This window comes from Mycobacterium sp. (genome assembly GCF_032159775.1).
Classification (GTDB): Bacteria; Actinomycetota; Actinomycetes; order Mycobacteriales; family Mycobacteriaceae; genus Mycobacterium.
Genome location: NZ_JAVHWK010000019.1, coordinates 1 through 15,301, shown reverse-complemented (window position 1 = coordinate 15,301; position 15,301 = coordinate 1). Strand labels below are relative to the sequence as shown.

Genomic DNA, 15,301 nt, shown 5'->3' with positions numbered 1-15,301 from the left:
GCCAGCCGGTTGATCTCGGCTTGAAGTTCACTTGTGTTCGTATCCGAGGACGGGTCCATGTTCGGTGAGAATCCCCCTGTCGACCAGTTCTTCCACACTGACCCTGACGCCTTGCGGGCCAACGATCATATATTGGACGGTTCCCGGCGCCGGCGTCTGGCCGTACCACGGTTCCACAGGGCCTTCGACGATCTGCCACCCGTCAGGGAGCGGCTGACCGGTGACCGAGTACCGGTGATATTCGGAGACAACCGTTTCCGGTGTCAATGCGCGATCAGCGAATGGTGTGCCGTCCGGCGCGAGGTAGCGGCCGCCTTCATAGCCGAACCGGTCGATGATGGTCCCGGCGGGCAGCTGGGCGGGTTGCGGCTCATATCCCGGCGGAAACCCGTTGTTGTCAGGCCAGATTCGCGACTCGGGGGTACCGAACCGCGGCCCGAACTCGTCCCATGGCATGCCGCCCGTTGGGTTCCAGCCCCGCACGAGAGCTTCTGGTGCACCGCCCTCGGCGATCGTTCTCACAGGGAGACCGCCACGGATCGCCGCACCTTCCCCGCCCCACGGGAGGGTGACGGCGGTGGCACCCGCGTCGACCGTTTTCTCCCCCAGGTAATAGGCCGCGGAGGGTGAATTGACGGCATTCTGGATTTCCCCGACGGCCGTGCCGACCGGGTTGGTGACGGTTTCGGCGGTGTTCTGCAGCAGGCCGCCCCATGATTCGAGGACACCGGGGGCGCCGGGGCCGCCCTGGCCAACCAGGTTTTTGATGGCCTCCTCGGTGGAGAACCAGCGGTCGGCGAATCCGTCGCCGAAGCCGGGCGGCGGTTGACGCGGCGGATCCGGCGCCCGATAGCTCGGGCGGCCCAAACCCTGCTGGGCTTGGGTGACCATCGCGGTCAGCCGCGATTCGATCTGGTCGGCCGGCACATTTTGCGCTTGGAGCAGCTTTCGCGCCATCGCCTTGAAGGTCTCGACGTCTTCGCGATTCAGTGGCGCAGGGGTCTGCGCAGGGACCGCGACGGGCACAGGCGCGCCGGCGATCTGGTCGAGTGCATCGTCAAGGCTGCGCGGTTGGCCGGGTCTTCCATGTGGTTGTGCAGCAGAGGCATTCGGCACCGCTCCGCTGACCGTACTGGTGTCGTAGCCGTCGGCGGCCGTCTCCATCTGGGCCGCGTTGAGCTTGGCGCCGTACGTATCGCGCAGCGCGTTCATCTCACCCAGTGACTGCCTGGTGGCGGCGACGGCGGCCCTCTTGAGCTCTGACCAGTCCAGCTGCTGGCCTGCCGCCGCGGCGGCCCGCAGTTCCGATTCGACCAGGTCGTCGATCTGCTTGAGCCGGGCTTCCAGGTTGCCGATCGAGATCTGCCCGCTGCGCTGCGCCTGGGCGAGGTCTGCGGCGATGTCCTGCAGGTCGACGGCGACGCGGCCCATCTGCTCGCTGCTCAGGTGCAACGAATCGGTTGCGCGCCGAACCTCCTCGGCGTCGTTGATTGGGTGCGCCGGGTCATCACGATCCCACGCTTGCGCGAAGCGCTTCTTGGCCTGCGCAAACTCCTCACCGGTCTGCGTGGTGCATACGGCGGCGTTGTGGAAAGACGTTGCGAGCTCGCTGATCTCGCCCGGTGCCCCTGCCTGAATCGTGTCGTCGATCTGCCACGGGTCACCGCCGGCCGCACCGATCAGTTCGGGAACACTCAGGTGGACCAGTTGCGGATAGCTAGGCATCCCTGACGTGCGAGACGTCTTCGGTGTTCTGGTGCTCGGTTCGGGTGAACCAGCCCGACGCGGTCTGCGCCTTCTGCCCGACGTCGGTCAGCGTTGCGTGGTTGCCCTTCATGGCCTCGACGCGGTTGGTGCGGTGTTCGCTCAGGCGCTGATGGAACGAGCGGGCCGCGTCGAAGTCACCGAAAATGCTCGAACCGATCGGAGCAGCCGACAGCTCCTGGGCGCCGCCGAGAACCCGCTTGCCTGCGCCTCGCGCCACGTCACCGCCCGAGTGAAGCAGTTCCGGCTCAACCCACATCCGAAAACCTCCGAACCATGTTTGCTGTCAGCTTACCGGCGGTTCGATACAACCCATGACGGTTTCGGGGTTTGTCAGCGTGCGGTGCAGGAACTCGTAGATCAACGCGGACCGGAATGCGGTCTGCGCGTTGTCGGCCGCCCCGGCGTGCCCACCTTCGATGTTCTCGTAGTACTGCACCTCGTGACCGGCCGCTTCCAGCGCGGCGGTCATCTTGCGCGCGTGCCCGGGGTGAACGCGGTCGTCGCGGGTGGACGTGGTCATCAGCAGCGGCGGATAGCGCCGATCCCGCGAGATGTTCTGATACGGCGAGTACTCGGAGATGAATGCCCAATCATCAGGGTCGTCGGGGTCGCCGTACTCGGCTACCCATGACGCACCGGCCAGCAGTAGGTGGAACCGGCGCATGTCCAAAAGTGGCACGCTGCACACAAGCGCGCCGAACAACTCCGGGTACCGGGTCAGCATGACGCCCATCAACAGGCCGCCGTTGCTGCCGCCCTGTGCGCCCAACTGGTTGACCGTCGTGATGCCGCGGCGCACCAGATCCTCCGCTACCGCGGCGAAGTCCTCCGCGACCAGGTGGCGACCTTCCCGCATCGCCTGGGTGTGCCAGCCGGGCCCGTACTCGCCACCGCCGCGGGTGTTGGCCAACACATAGGTGCCGCCGCGTGCCAGCCAAAGACGTCCCATCACGCCCTCGTAACCCGGTGTCCGCGAGACCTCGAACCCCCCGTAGCCGCCGAGCAGGGTCGGGCCGGGCCCGGCGCTGTTGCGGTGACCGACGACGAAGTAGGGGATCGCGGTGCCGTCGGCTGACGTTGCGAAATGCTGTGTGACGGTGAGGCCTTCGGCATCGAAGAACGACGGCGCCGACTTGACCAGCTCGAGTGGGCCTTCGATCGGTCCGTGCAGGAGCCGCGACGGCGTGGTGAATCCGCTGAGATCCAGGAAGAGCTCGTCGCCCAGGTCGTCGGTGTCGACGATGACCGCGTTGGTGTTGTCCGGTATGCCTGGCACCGGCTCGGTTTCCCAGCTGCCCGGTGTCACCATCTGCACCCGGCTGACCACATCGGCAAGTGTGACGATGACGAGCTTGTCTTTCGTCCATGCGTACTGGTTGAGGCTGGTGTGCTCATCGGGTTCGAAGACGACATGGAGATCGCCTGTACCCGAGCGGAATTCGTCGTAGTTCGCGGCGAGCAGCGACCCCGCCCGATACGGGCCGGTTGCGGTGTGCCAGTCGGTACGCAGCTCGATCAACAGCCATTCGCGATGAATCGACACGGTCGCATCGCTGGGGGCGTCGATTCGGATGAATTCGCCCTCGCGCAGCTCGTAGACCTCGTCGTTGAAGAAGTCGACGGCACGGCTCAGAACGGTTCTCTCGAAACCGGGTGTGCGGTCTCTCGATGCCGCGACGATCACATCGGAATATGCACCGCTGAAGAGTGTTTCGGCGTCTTCGAGAGGTGTGCCCCTTCGCCAGCGTTTCACCAGCCGCGGATAACCCGACTCGGTCAGCGAGTCTTCGCCCCAATCCGTGCCGATCAGCACGGTTTTCTCGTCTTCCCAGCTGATCTGGGTCTTGGCCTCGGGTACTTCGAAACCGTCGACCACGAATTCGCCTGTGTGCATGTCGAACTCGCGCACCACAGCGGCGTCAGACCCACCGCGCGACAGGGTGATCATGGCAAGAGAGTGATCTGGCTCGATGACATTGGCGCCTGCCCACACCCAGTTCTCGTCCTCGTCGGCGGCCAGCGCGTCGAGGTCGATCACCACCTCCCAGTCCGGTGAGTCGGTGCGGTAGCTCTGCAGCGTGGTGCGACGCCACAGGCCCCTGGGGTTCGCCGCGTCGCGCCAGAAGTTGTACAACCAGTTGCCGCGGCGCCGTACGTAGGGAATGCGCGCGTCGGTGTCGAGAACCTCGAGGGCTTCGGTGCGCATCTGCTCGAAGCGTTCGCCGCGCAACGCGGCGAGCGTGGGCTCGTTGTGGCGGCGGACCCAGTCCAGCGCATCCTCCCCGGTGATGTCCTCGAGCCAGAGGAAGGGGTCCGCGATGTCGTCCACGCCTGCCATTCTGACCGGTCACCGGTCAGCTCAGGTGATGGACCTCCGCAAGGCCGTACACGGGCGTCGGGATGCCTGCGTGGCGCGCCTTGATCTGCAGCGCCAGGTATAGCGAGTAGTGCCGCGACTGGTGCAGGTTGCCGCCGTGGAACCAGAGGTTCTCCTGCCGGGTCGGCTTCCACATGTTGCGTTGCTCGCCCTCCCACGGCCCGGGGTCTTTGGTCGTGTCGCTGCCCAACCCCCAGACCTTGCCGACCTTGTCGGCGACGTCCTGGCCGATCAGGTCGGCGGCCCAGCCGTTCATCGAGCCGTAACCGGTCGCGTAGACGACGACGTCGGCAGGCAACGTCGTGCCGTCGGCCAGCACCACCGAATCCTCGGTCAGTCGCTCGACCTGACCGTGGGCCAGCTTGATACTGCCGTCGGCCACCAGGTCGCACGCGCCCACGTCGATGTAGTAGCCAGAGCCACGGCGCAGGTACTTCATGAACAGTCCCGAGTCGTCGTCACCCCAGTCCAGTTCGAAGCCGGCCGCCGCCAGCCTGTCGTAGAAATCCTTGTCCCGCTCGCGCATCTCGTCGTACAGCGGGATCTGGAACTCGTGCATGATCCGGTACGGCAGCGAAGCAAACGTCAAATCGGCCTTCTCCGTTGTCATTCCGCTTGCCACCGCGCGCTCCGAGTAGAGATCGCCGAGCCCGACGTCCATCAGTGTGTCCGACCTGACGATGTGCGTCGAGCTGCGCTGCACCATCGTCACGTCGACACCGTTCTCGTACAACGCCTTCGCGATGTCGTGGGCCGAGTTGTTCGATCCGATGATGACCGCCCGCTTGCCCACGTAGGCGTCGGGCCCGGGGTGCGCGCTGGAGTGGTGCTGGTCGCCGGCGAAGACGTCCTGCCCCGGCAACGTCGGCACGTTGGGCTTGCCCGACATGCCGGTGGCCAGGATGAGTTGCGTCGGCCGCAGAGTGACCCGCTCGCCGTCGCGGTCCACCTCGACGGTCCAGGTCTTGGTCTTCTCGTCGAACGACGCCGACAGGCACTCGGTCTTCGACCAGTACGGCACCTCCATCACCCGGGTGTAGAACTCGAGCCAGTCGCCGATCTTGTCCTTCGGCGCGAAAACCGGCCAGTTCGGCGGGAACGGCAGATAGGGCAGGTGGTCGTACCAGACCGGGTCGTGCAGGCACAGCGACTTGTAGCGGTTGCGCCACTGGTCGCCCGGCCGCTCGTGCTTGTCGACGACGATCGCAGGCGCTCCCAGCTGCCGCAGCCGCGCGCCGAGCGCGATGCCGCCCTGACCGCCGCCGACGACCAACGCGTAGGGCTGTGTGGTGTAGCCCAGGGACTCCTCCTCCGCCCGCCGCTTCTCCGCCCATGACCGCGGGTCGGCGTCGGAGCCGTGCACCGCACCCAGCACCCGCGACGGGCCCTGGGGTTCCTCGTGACCTTTCAGTTCCGCAAGCGCCGTCAGCAGCGTCCACGCCTGGTCGTCCACCAGGCGCAGGTGCCCGACCCCGCGGCCGACGGCCGTATCGAACTCGATGAACGCAGAGACCACACCGCCGTCCTCGGTCGCCTCCTCGCGGGTGCGGAAACCGGACGGTTCGGTGCCCGCCAGGCGTTCGCCGAGCATCCCTGCAATCTGGTCCCGCCCCTCGACGGTCTTGATGTTCCAGGTGAATGCGACGAGGTCGCGCCAGAAGCTATCGGTGGCGAACTTCGCCACGGCGCGATCGATGTCGCGCGCGGCCAGCGCCGCCTCGAAATCGGCGAGCCAGGCGGTGATCCGGTCCTGCGGAGTGAGGCCGGTGGCACGGCCAAGCGTCTGCGTCATGTGACCCACCACACACCCAGGCGCTGCCCGCCGCAAGGGTTGTAGCAGGGGCGGTTGGCGGGAAAGTGTGATGGAGAGCACAATCGGCACTGATGCAAGGTCTGTTGCCGTCGCCGCGGCACCTGCCATCCGCTTCATCTAGAAGGAGTCAGTCATGACCGTGTTCTCCCGCCCCGGATCAGCAGACGCACTGATGGCCTACGAGTCGCGCTACGGCAACTTCATTGGGGGCGAATGGGTCCCGCCGGCGGGTGGCGAGTACTTCGAGAACCCGACTCCGGTGACGGGTCAGGCATTCTGCGAGATCCCGAGGTCCACCGAAGCCGACATCGACAAGGCGCTCGACGCCGCGCACGGTGCGGCCACCGGTTGGGGCAAGACCGCGCCCGGCGAGCGGGCGGCCGTTCTGAACAAGATCGCCGACCGCATCGAGGCGAACCTGGAATCGCTCGCGCTCGCCGAGGCGTGGGACAACGGCAAGCCGATCCGCGAGACGCTGGCCGCCGACCTGCCGCTGGCCGTCGACCACTTCCGCTATTTCGCGGGCGCCATTCGCGCACAAGAAGGTTCGCTCTCGCAGATCGACGAGGACACCGTCGCCTACCACTTCCACGAGCCGCTGGGCGTCGTCGGACAGATCATCCCGTGGAACTTCCCGATCCTGATGGCCACCTGGAAGCTGGCGCCAGCGCTTGCCGCTGGAAATGCGGTGGTGCTCAAGCCCGCCGAGCAAACACCGGCCTCGATTCTCTACCTGATGAGTCTCATCGGCGATCTGCTTCCCGCCGGAGTGCTCAACGTGGTCAACGGGTTCGGCGTCGAAGCGGGCAAGCCGCTGGCTTCAAGCAACCGGATCGCCAAGATCGCATTCACCGGCGAGACCACGACCGGCAGGCTCATCATGCAGTACGCGAGCCAGAACCTCATTCCGGTCACGCTCGAACTGGGCGGCAAGAGTCCCAACATCTTCTTCTCCGATGTGATGGCCGCGGGTGACGACTTTCAGGACAAGGCGCTCGAGGGGTTCACGATGTTCGCCCTCAACCAGGGCGAGGTGTGCACCTGCCCGTCGCGCAGCCTCATCCAGAGCGACATCTACGACGAGTTCCTCGAGCTCGCCGCGATCCGCACAAAGGCCGTCCGTCAGGGCGACCCGCTGGACACCGAGACCATGATCGGCTCGCAGGCCTCCAACGACCAGCTGGAGAAGGTGTTGTCCTACATCGAGATCGGCAAGGACGAGGGTGCGCGCGTCGTCACCGGCGGCGAGCGCGCAGAACTCGGCGGCGACCTCAACGGTGGCTACTACGTGCAGCCGACCATCTTCGAGGGCAACAACAAGATGCGGATCTTCCAGGAGGAGATCTTCGGCCCGGTGGTGGCGGTGACGTCGTTCAAGGATTACGACGACGCGATCTCGATCGCCAACGACACCCTCTACGGCCTCGGCGCCGGGGTGTGGAGCCGCGACGGCAACACCGCCTACCGCGCCGGTCGGGACATCAAGGCAGGCAGGGTGTGGACGAACTGCTACCACGCCTACCCCGCGCACGCCGCGTTCGGCGGCTACAAGCAGTCGGGCATCGGCCGCGAGAACCACAAGGTGATGCTCGACCACTACCAGCAGACCAAGAACCTGCTCGTCAGCTACAGCAACAAGGCCCAGGGGTTCTTCTGACGAGCGAGGGATTTCGGCGCGCTGACATGCGCTCAGCGTCGATTAGCGCGCCGAAATCGCAACTGCCGTCTCGGGCGCTCGTCACCCGCAAGGCCGCCGACCTGCTGGAGAAGCTGCAGGGCAGGCACGGGGCGTTGATGTTCCACCAGTCCGGCGGCTGCTGCGACGGGTCATCGCCGATGTGCTACCCGGTCGGCGACTTCATCGTCGGCGACCGCGACATCCTGCTGGCCGTGCTCGACGTCGGAGACGCCGGGGTGCCGGTGTGGATATCCGGCCCGCAGTTCGAGGTGTGGAAACACACCCAGCTGGTGATCGACGTCGTGCCCGGCCGCGGCGGTGGGTTCAGCCTCGAGGCCCCGGAGGGTATGCGGTTCCTGTCGCGCGGCCGGGCGTTCACCGACGACGAGAATCGGACGCTGGCAGAAAGCCCGCCGGTGACGGGAGCCGGCTACGAAGGCGGCGCGCGGCCCGTTTCCGGCGGCACACACGTCGTCGCCGAGGCAATTGATGCCTGTCCGATACCTGGCACGCCGCGCCGTTGAGCGGTTTCGACTGCAGACGGCGTTATCGTCGAAAACGTGATCCCGGTACCGCGGGCGTGGATGTTGGCCAGTGCGATGCTGGTCGGAACGGCAATCGGGCTGCTGGGCGGGATTGCGGCCACGAAGCTGGTTGACGCGACCGTCCGGCCCGATTTCGTCATCGCACTCATCGTCGGCGTGCCGAGCGCGTTCGGTTTGGTGCTGATCCTGGCATCGCACCGGCGCTGGATGACGGCGCTCGGCGCATTCGTCCTCGCGATCGCGCCCGCGTGGTTTGGCGCCCTGGCCACGATCCAGGTGGTGCACGGTGCCTGAGCAGACCTACCGGGGCACCCACCGCCACCGCGCGCCGCTTGGCTGGCATCCGCCTCGGATGCACCCTGAGTCGACCAACGGCGACGCCGATCTCGACTCGCAACCGGAACCGACGGCGCCGTTCACCCCCGCGTTCACCGGCGCCATGCCTGCGCTCGCCGACGAGGCGCCGTCCGAACTGCAGCCTGCCTTGGCCGAGGAACCGGTCGCGCGCAGCGCTGAGCTGTACCTCAGACGCTGGACGCTTGTGTTCGTCGTTGCGGCGGTCTGGGTGGTCGCCGCGGCTGTCGGGCTTGGCCTCTTCTACTGGTGGTTCCACTCGATCAGCAAGACGCCCGCCGTATTCATCGTGCTGGTCTATGTGGTGATGTGCACCGTTGCCGCCCTGATCGCCGCGATGGTGCCTGCCAAGCCCTGGATGTCGGCGGTGGCCGTCGCGCTGATGTCCGCGCCGTTCGCGTCGACGGCCGCAGCAGCCGTGCTGTACGGCGTCTACTTCTGTGAACACGCAAGCCGCTGTTTCGCCGGCGTCATCCCCTATTAGTGTTGGCGGGGTGAGCCACTATGACGTCGTTGTTCTCGGAGCAGGCCCAGGCGGGTACGTCGCAGCGATCCGCGCCGCCCAGTTAGGGCTGAGCACCGCGGTCGTCGAACCCAAGTACTGGGGCGGGGTGTGCCTCAACGTCGGCTGCATCCCGTCGAAGGCGTTGCTGCGCAACGCCGAACTCGCGCACATCTTCACCAAGGAAGCCAAGCAGTTCGGCATCAGTGGGGACGCGACCTTCGACTACGGGGTCGCCTTCGACCGCAGTCGCAAGGTCGCCGAGGGCCGTGTCGCCGGTGTGCACTTCCTGATGAAGAAGAACAAGATCACCGAGATCCACGGCTACGGCACGTTCAAAGACGACCACACTTTGGAGGTCGACCTCAACGAGGGGGACACCGAGACGGTCACCTTCGACAACATCATCATCGCCACCGGAAGCAGCACCAAGCTTGTCCCCGGCACGTCGCTGTCTGACAACGTCGTCACCTACGAGAAGCTGATCATGACGCGCGACCTGCCGTCCTCGATCGTGATCGCCGGTGCGGGCGCGATCGGCATGGAGTTCGGCTATGTGATGAAGAACTACGGCGTCGACGTCACCATCGTCGAGTTCCTGCCCCGGGCGCTGCCCAACGAGGACGCCGACGTGAGTAAGGAGATCGAGAAGCAATTCAAGAAACTCGGCGTCAAGATGCTGACCGGCACCAAGGTCGAGTCGATCAAAGACGGCGGCGGCGACGTCACCGTCACGGTCAGCAAGGACGGCAAGTCCGAGGAACTCAAGACCGAGAAGGTGTTGCAGGCGATCGGCTTCGCGCCCAACATCGAGGGTTACGGGCTGGACAAGGCCGGCGTATCGGTCACCGAGCGTAAAGCCATCGGCATTGACGACTACATGCGCACCAACGTTCCGCACATCTATGCGATCGGCGACGTCACCGGGATGCTGCAGCTCGCGCACGTGGCGGAGGCGCAGGGCGTTGTCGCGGCCGAAACCATCGGCGGCGCAGACACTTTGCCACTCGGCGACTACCGGATGCTTCCCCGTGCGACGTTCTGCCAGCCGCAGGTGGCCAGCTTCGGCCTCACCGAGGAGCAGGCTCGCGACGAAGGCTACGACGTGAAGGTCGCTAAGTTCCCGTTCACCGCGAACGCCAAGGCGCACGGCGTCGGGGACCCCAGCGGATTCGTGAAATTGATCGCCGACGGCAAGTACGGCGAGCTGATCGGTGGCCACCTCATCGGCCACGACGTGTCCGAGCTGCTGCCCGAGCTGACCCTGGCGCAGAAGTGGGATCTGACCGCCACCGAGTTGGCCCGCAACGTCCACACCCACCCGACGATGTCCGAAGCGTTGCAGGAGTGCTTCCACGGGCTCATCGGCCACATGATCAACTTTTGAGAGCGATCTGGGTCGCCGGTATCGGCGGATTGATCATCGGCCACATGCTGTGGCTCGCCGGTATCTCCGCCGCCATTGCGACGCGCACGGTGAGCGACTGGGTGCTGGTGGTGGCCGTGGCGTCGTTGGTTGTCGGCATCGTGGCCGGGCTGTTTGGCTGGCGCGCGTACCGGCGTAGGTCAGAGGTGTGGGCGGCGTTCCTGTGTGCCCTGCCGATATCGCCGGTGCTACTGTCGCTGGTCGTCCTCGGGGTCACCTACCTTTAGCCGGAATCACCGGCCGGGTAGCCGCTCGGTGATCTCCTGCAGCACCCACCGGTTGCCATCGGGGTCGTTGAAGGACGCGAACGACGAGTAACTGGTCCGGTTGGGATCCGGCCCCGGCCGCCGATGCTCGGTACCCGCGTGCTCGAAAACGCCACCGGCGTCGTGGTACACCTCCGAAACGTTGACACCACGGGCGACCAGATCCTCACGGGCAGCCTCGATGTCGTCGACGACGAGGTAGAGACCCTGGGTTGAGCCCGGCGCGGCGGCGGTGACGTCGCTGCCGAAGATGATCGACGCCGGCGAACCCGGCGGTGTCAGTTGCACCACCCGGAATCCGCCGTCGCCCGGGACGTCGGCGTCCAGCCGCCACCCGAGTGACTCGTAGAACGCCTTGGCCCGGTCCACGTCGTCGACGGGCAGCACGATCACCTCGAGTTTGAAATGCATGATCAAACTCTCGCGGTTTCAGTCCGGGAAGTCCAGAGGCACATTCAGTGTCGTGATGGTGGCCGCCAGCCCGTCGTATTGCGCTGCCAGCATGCAGAATTCGATCAGCTGCGCCTTGTTCAGGTGGCTTGCCAACGTCGCCCACGTCTCCGGCGACACGCCACGGGTGACCACGAACTCGTCGGTGGCGGTGATCAACGCCCGCTGCCGGTCGGTCAGCCCGTCGGCGTCGGGTCCCTCGAAGATCTTGGCCTGCACCTCGGGTCCGAGGCCGCGCGACCTGGCGAGCCTGCGGTGCTGCTGCAGCTCGTACTCGCAGTCGCGCAGATGGCCGACGCGCAGGATGACGACCTCGGCGTCGCGCACCGGCAGTTTGCTCAGCATGCCGAGCAGCATCGCGCTGTACGGCAGCCATGCCAGGAACAGCAGCTTGTGCTGGCCCAGCACGTTGAACAGGCTGAACCGGGGCGCCCGGATGGTTCGCGCGCCCAGCTTGGCGATCGCCCAGTTGATCGGGCCGAGCTCTCGGAAGCCCCCCGGCTCGATGCGGGCCGGCGCGCTCACGACTGCCTCACCAGGTAGGGCGACACGGTGCTGCGGTGCTCGTCGATGTCCAGCGCGCGGCCGAGCGCCGGGAACGCACGCTGCGGGCAGTTGTCCCGCTCGCAGACCCGGCAGCCAGCTCCGATGGGGGTGACCGACATATTGGAGTCGCCCGACAAATCCAGTCCCTCCGAGTAGACGAGTCGATGTGCGTGCCGAAGTTCGCAGCCGAGCCCGATGGCAAATGTCTTGCCCGGCTGACCATATCGCGACGCCCGGCGTTCGACAGTGCGCGCCACCCACATGTAGTTGCGCCCGTCGGGCATCTGCGCAATCTGGACGAGGATTTTGCCGGGGTTGGCGAAGGTCTCGTAGACGTTCCACAGGGGACAGGTGCCGCCGCTGGACGAGAAGTGAAAACCGGTGGCGGACTGCCGCTTTGACATGTTGCCTGCCCTGTCGACGCGGACGAACGAGAACGGCACGCCTCGCATCGACGGCCTTTGCAGCGTCGACAGCCGGTGCGCGATCGTCTCGTAGCTGGCCGAGTAGAACGCCGAGAGCCGTTCGACGTCGTAACGGAACTTCTCGGCGACTTCGTGAAACTGCCCGTACGGCAGCACCGTCGCCGCGGCGAAGTAGTTGGCAAGACCCAGGCGGGCCAGCGTCGTCGACTCCTCGCTGGTGAACTTTCCGTCTGCGACGAGCTTGTCGATCAGGCCGCCGAACTCGAGGTAGGCCAGTTCGGCCGCCATCTTGAACACCTGCTGGCCCGACGACAGGTGGCTGCCGATCTCGAGCCTGCGAGTCGCGGGGTCGTAGCGGTGCAGAACGGTGTCGCCGAGGTCGGTGCGCGCCACGATGTGCACTCCGTGCACGGCTTTGAGCCGATCGGAGAGATCGCGGGCCAGGTCGCCGCGGTGCATGCGCAGGTCGATGGTGAGATCCTCGGCTGCGGTGTCGAGCTCATGCAGGTAGTTCTGCCGCTGGTAGAAGTAGTCGCGAACTTCCTCGTGCGGCATGGTGATGGCGCCGCTGCCGCTTCCGTCGGAGAACCGGTCCTCGGTGGCGGCGGCCAGTTGCGTGGTGGTGATCTGATAGCGCCGGTGCAGGTTGACCATCGCCCGAGCCAACGTGGGATGGACGTTGACGATGTCGGCGATCTCCGCGGGGTCGACATCGATGTCCAAGTCGCGGTCCATGGTCACCTCGCGCAGCTCGGCGAGCAACCGGGTGTCGTCCTGCGACGAGAAGAACGTGGCATCGACGCCGAACATCTCGGAGATCCGCAACAGCACCGCCACGGTCAACGGGCGGACGTCGTGCTCGATCTGGTTCAAGTAGCTCGGTGAGATCTCCAGCATCTGCGCCAGCGCGGCCTGGCTGAAACCGCGCTCACTGCGCAGCTGCCGAACCCGTGAGCCGACGAAGGTTTTTGCCACGTCAGAAAGCATAACGAGAATGTGAAGGGCATCTTCGCAGAGTTGGCATCCGATGGGCTTATGGCAGTATTTGCACCGATGAGTACCTCCGACGGAACGGCGAGCGGCCTGGCGAAGGTGATGATGCCTGTGCCCGACCCGCACCCCGACGTCTTCGACATCGAATGGCCGTTGCGGGTCGCCGACGTCGACCGCGAGGGCAGGCTGAAGTTCGACGCCGCCACCCGCCACATCCAGGACATCGGCTCGGATCAGCTCCGCGAGATGGGGTTCGAGGAGACGCACCCGCTGTGGATCGTGCGTCGCACCATGGTCGATTTGATCGAGCCCATCGAGTTCAAGGACATGTTGCGGCTTCGTCGCTGGTGTTCGGGGACGTCCAACCGCTGGTGTGAGATGCGCGTCCGCATCGACGGACGAAGGGGCGGGCTCATCGAGTCCGAGGCGTTCTGGATCAACATCAACCGCGAGACCCAGGGCCCCGCCCGCATCTCCGATGACTTCCTCGAGGGCCTGCAGCGCACCACCGACGTCAACCGGTTGAGGTGGAAGGCCTATCTGAAGGCAGGCGCACGCGAGGACGCGGCCGAGATTCGCGAGTACCCGGTGCGGGTCAGCGACATCGACATCTTCGACCACATGAACAACTCGGTCTACTGGAGCGTCATCGAGGACTATCTCGCGGGCACGCCGGAGCTGCTCAAGGCGCCGTTGCGGGTCACCATCGAACACGATGCGGCGGTGGCGCTCGGCGACAAGCTGGAGATCATTGCGCACGTTCATCCGCCCGGCTCGACCGAACAATTCGGCGCCGAACTGTCCGATCGCACTGTTACAACGCTCACATATGCCGTCGGCGACGAGACGAAGGCGATCGCGGCCATCTTCACGCTCTGACCTCCGCGCTCTAACAGTACGAGCGTACTGACCAGCGAAAATTGGCTACTGACCAGTAGAACTGAACCGTTTCAGCACATAGCTGTCTTTGCAAACTTTGCAAGACGCCGCATTTGGTTAGCGAAAGTTTGCAACCGAAACGGGTGGACCAGCGCATATGCCGAGGTGCATTATCGGGTTAGCACGACAGCGAATTTGTTGGGGCGTTAACAAGCCGGGAAATCCAGCGTCGCCCTCACGATTGCCAAAAAGCATAGAAGGAGCAGCCCGATGTCCACCGTTGGCACACCGAAATCACCCGAACAGATCCAGCACGACTGGGACACCAACCCCCGGTGGAAGGGCATCGAGCGCACCTACACCCCCGCCGACGTGGTTGCCCTGCAGGGTTCGGTCGTCGAGGAGGCCACCCTGGCCCGCCGCGGCGCCGAGGTGCTGTGGAACCAGCTGCACGACATGGAGTTCGTCAACTCGCTCGGTGCGCTCACCGGCAACATGGCGGTCCAGCAGGTGCGCGCCGGCCTGAAGGCGATCTACCTGTCCGGTTGGCAGGTCGCGGGCGACGCGAACCTTTCCGGCCACACCTACCCGGATCAGAGCCTCTACCCGGCCAACTCGGTGCCGCAGGTGATCCGCCGCATCAACAACGCGCTGCTGCGCGCCGACCAGATCGCCAAGGTCGAGGGCGACACGTCCGTCGAGAACTGGCTGGCCCCGATCGTCGCCGACGGTGAAGCAGGCTTCGGCGGCGCGCTCAATGTCTACGAGCTGCAGAAGGCCATGATCGCGGCCGGTGTCGCGGGCTCGCACTGGGAGGATCAGCTCGCGTCGGAGAAGAAGTGCGGCCACCTCGGTGGCAAGGTGCTGATCCCGACCCAGCAGCACATCCGCACCCTGACGTCGGCCCGCCTCGCCGCCGACGTCGCCGACGTGTCGACCCTGGTGATTGCCCGCACCGATGCCGAGGCCGCCACGCTCATCACGTCCGACGTCGACGAGCGCGACCAGCCGTTCATCACCGGTGAGCGGACCAAGGAAGGCTTCTACCGGGTGCGCAACGGCCTCGAGCCGTGCATCGCCCGCGCCAAGGCCTACGCGCCGTACTCCGACCTGATCTGGATGGAGACCGGCACCCCGGACCTGGAGCTGGCGGCGAAGTTCGCCGAGGGCGTCAAGAGCGAGTTCCCCGACCAGATGCTGGCCTACAACTGCTCGCCGTCGTTCAACTGGCGCAAGCACCTCGACGACGCGACCATCGCCAAGTTCCAGAAGGAGCTCGG

Annotated in this window: 15 protein-coding genes; 8 read left to right on the top strand and 7 right to left on the bottom strand. The window is 65.6% G+C overall.

Going from position 1 to position 15,301, the window contains the following annotated elements; all coding sequences use genetic code 11:
* Positions 1-27: 27 nt before the first annotated feature.
* From QOJ24_RS01965 to QOJ24_RS01950, 4 genes are read right to left on the bottom strand one after another with little or no spacing between them, the layout of a single operon-like run.
* Entirely contained in the window at positions 28-1,725 is a 1,698-nt protein-coding gene (locus tag QOJ24_RS01965; protein WP_526258582.1) for a putative alpha/beta hydrolase, read from the bottom strand.
* The gene (locus QOJ24_RS01960) at positions 1,718-2,023 is read right to left on the bottom strand and encodes a DUF2563 family protein (protein ID WP_526258580.1); all 306 of its coding nucleotides are present in this window, start codon (positions 2,021-2,023) and stop codon (positions 1,718-1,720) included. The genes QOJ24_RS01965 and QOJ24_RS01960 overlap by 8 nt, the downstream gene beginning before the upstream one ends.
* Positions 2,024-2,050: 27 nt before the next feature.
* Entirely contained in the window at positions 2,051-4,105 is a 2,055-nt protein-coding gene (locus QOJ24_RS01955; protein ID WP_526258578.1) for a prolyl oligopeptidase family serine peptidase, read from the bottom strand.
* Positions 4,106-4,121: 16 nt separating this feature from the next.
* Entirely contained in the window at positions 4,122-5,936 is a 1,815-nt protein-coding gene (locus QOJ24_RS01950; RefSeq protein WP_526258576.1) for an NAD(P)-binding domain-containing protein, read from the bottom strand.
* A 154-nt stretch (positions 5,937-6,090) separates the two neighbouring features.
* Here QOJ24_RS01950 and adh point away from each other — a divergent pair, with 154 nt between their 5' ends.
* From adh to QOJ24_RS01920, 6 genes are read left to right on the top strand one after another with little or no spacing between them, the layout of a single operon-like run.
* Positions 6,091-7,614 carry an aldehyde dehydrogenase gene (gene adh / locus QOJ24_RS01945; protein WP_526258574.1) on the top strand — a complete coding sequence of 508 codons (1,524 nt, stop codon included), beginning with the start codon at positions 6,091-6,093 and terminating at the stop codon, positions 7,612-7,614.
* Positions 7,615-7,640: 26 nt separating this feature from the next.
* Positions 7,641-8,159, top strand: coding sequence for a DUF779 domain-containing protein (locus QOJ24_RS01940; RefSeq protein ID WP_526258572.1), 519 nt, complete (start codon positions 7,641-7,643; stop codon positions 8,157-8,159).
* Between the two features lie 36 nt (positions 8,160-8,195).
* Entirely contained in the window at positions 8,196-8,474 is a 279-nt protein-coding gene (locus tag QOJ24_RS01935; RefSeq protein WP_526258570.1) for a putative holin, read from the top strand.
* Positions 8,467-9,018, top strand: a complete 552-nt coding sequence (locus tag QOJ24_RS01930) for a hypothetical protein (RefSeq protein ID WP_526258568.1) — start codon at positions 8,467-8,469, stop codon at positions 9,016-9,018. Before QOJ24_RS01935 ends, QOJ24_RS01930 begins: the two co-directional genes overlap by 8 nt.
* Before the next feature lie 10 nt (positions 9,019-9,028).
* Positions 9,029-10,423, top strand: coding sequence for a dihydrolipoyl dehydrogenase (gene lpdA / locus QOJ24_RS01925; RefSeq protein WP_526258566.1), 1,395 nt, complete (start codon positions 9,029-9,031; stop codon positions 10,421-10,423).
* The gene (locus tag QOJ24_RS01920) at positions 10,420-10,689 is read left to right on the top strand and encodes a hypothetical protein (RefSeq protein WP_526258564.1); all 270 of its coding nucleotides are present in this window, start codon (positions 10,420-10,422) and stop codon (positions 10,687-10,689) included. The genes lpdA and QOJ24_RS01920 overlap by 4 nt, the downstream gene beginning before the upstream one ends.
* 6 nt (positions 10,690-10,695) lie before the next feature.
* Here the strand turns inward: QOJ24_RS01920 and QOJ24_RS01915 are convergent, their stop codons facing one another.
* From QOJ24_RS01915 to ramB, 3 genes are read right to left on the bottom strand one after another with little or no spacing between them, the layout of a single operon-like run.
* On the bottom strand, positions 10,696-11,139 hold the full coding sequence (locus QOJ24_RS01915; RefSeq protein WP_526258563.1) for a VOC family protein: 444 nt from the start codon (positions 11,137-11,139) through the stop codon (positions 10,696-10,698).
* Positions 11,140-11,157: 18 nt separating this feature from the next.
* Positions 11,158-11,703, bottom strand: coding sequence for a carboxymuconolactone decarboxylase family protein (locus QOJ24_RS01910; protein ID WP_526258561.1), 546 nt, complete (start codon positions 11,701-11,703; stop codon positions 11,158-11,160).
* The gene (gene ramB, locus QOJ24_RS01905) at positions 11,700-13,124 is read right to left on the bottom strand and encodes an acetate metabolism transcriptional regulator RamB (RefSeq protein ID WP_526258559.1); all 1,425 of its coding nucleotides are present in this window, start codon (positions 13,122-13,124) and stop codon (positions 11,700-11,702) included. The genes QOJ24_RS01910 and ramB overlap by 4 nt, the downstream gene beginning before the upstream one ends.
* A gap of 78 nt (positions 13,125-13,202) precedes the next feature.
* On the opposite strand from ramB, the gene QOJ24_RS01900 reads away from it, so the two are divergent.
* Together QOJ24_RS01900 and aceA are read left to right on the top strand one after the other, a co-directional pair.
* Positions 13,203-14,021: an acyl-[acyl-carrier-protein] thioesterase gene (locus QOJ24_RS01900; RefSeq protein ID WP_526258557.1), complete on the top strand. Its 819-nt coding sequence runs from the start codon at positions 13,203-13,205 to the stop codon at positions 14,019-14,021.
* Between the two features lie 270 nt (positions 14,022-14,291).
* On the top strand, positions 14,292-15,301 hold a 1,010-nt coding region (aceA, locus tag QOJ24_RS01895; RefSeq protein WP_526258555.1), incomplete at its 3' end, for an isocitrate lyase.

Excerpts from the sequence above, each read along its gene's own strand:
- QOJ24_RS01960 (WP_526258580.1), bottom strand. The coding sequence starts at position 2,023 with ATGTGGGTTGAGCCGGAACTGCTTCACTCGGGCGGTGACGTGGCGCGA.
- QOJ24_RS01915 (WP_526258563.1), bottom strand. The coding sequence starts at position 11,139 with ATGCATTTCAAACTCGAGGTGATCGTGCTGCCCGTCGACGACGTGGAC.
- adh (WP_526258574.1), top strand. The coding sequence starts at position 6,091 with ATGACCGTGTTCTCCCGCCCCGGATCAGCAGACGCACTGATGGCCTAC.
- QOJ24_RS01940 (WP_526258572.1), top strand. The coding sequence starts at position 7,641 with ATGCGCTCAGCGTCGATTAGCGCGCCGAAATCGCAACTGCCGTCTCGG.
- QOJ24_RS01950 (WP_526258576.1), bottom strand. The coding sequence starts at position 5,936 with ATGACGCAGACGCTTGGCCGTGCCACCGGCCTCACTCCGCAGGACCGG.
- QOJ24_RS01965 (WP_526258582.1), bottom strand. The coding sequence starts at position 1,725 with ATGCCTAGCTATCCGCAACTGGTCCACCTGAGTGTTCCCGAACTGATC.
- QOJ24_RS01900 (WP_526258557.1), top strand. The coding sequence starts at position 13,203 with ATGAGTACCTCCGACGGAACGGCGAGCGGCCTGGCGAAGGTGATGATG.
- QOJ24_RS01955 (WP_526258578.1), bottom strand. The coding sequence starts at position 4,105 with ATGGCAGGCGTGGACGACATCGCGGACCCCTTCCTCTGGCTCGAGGAC.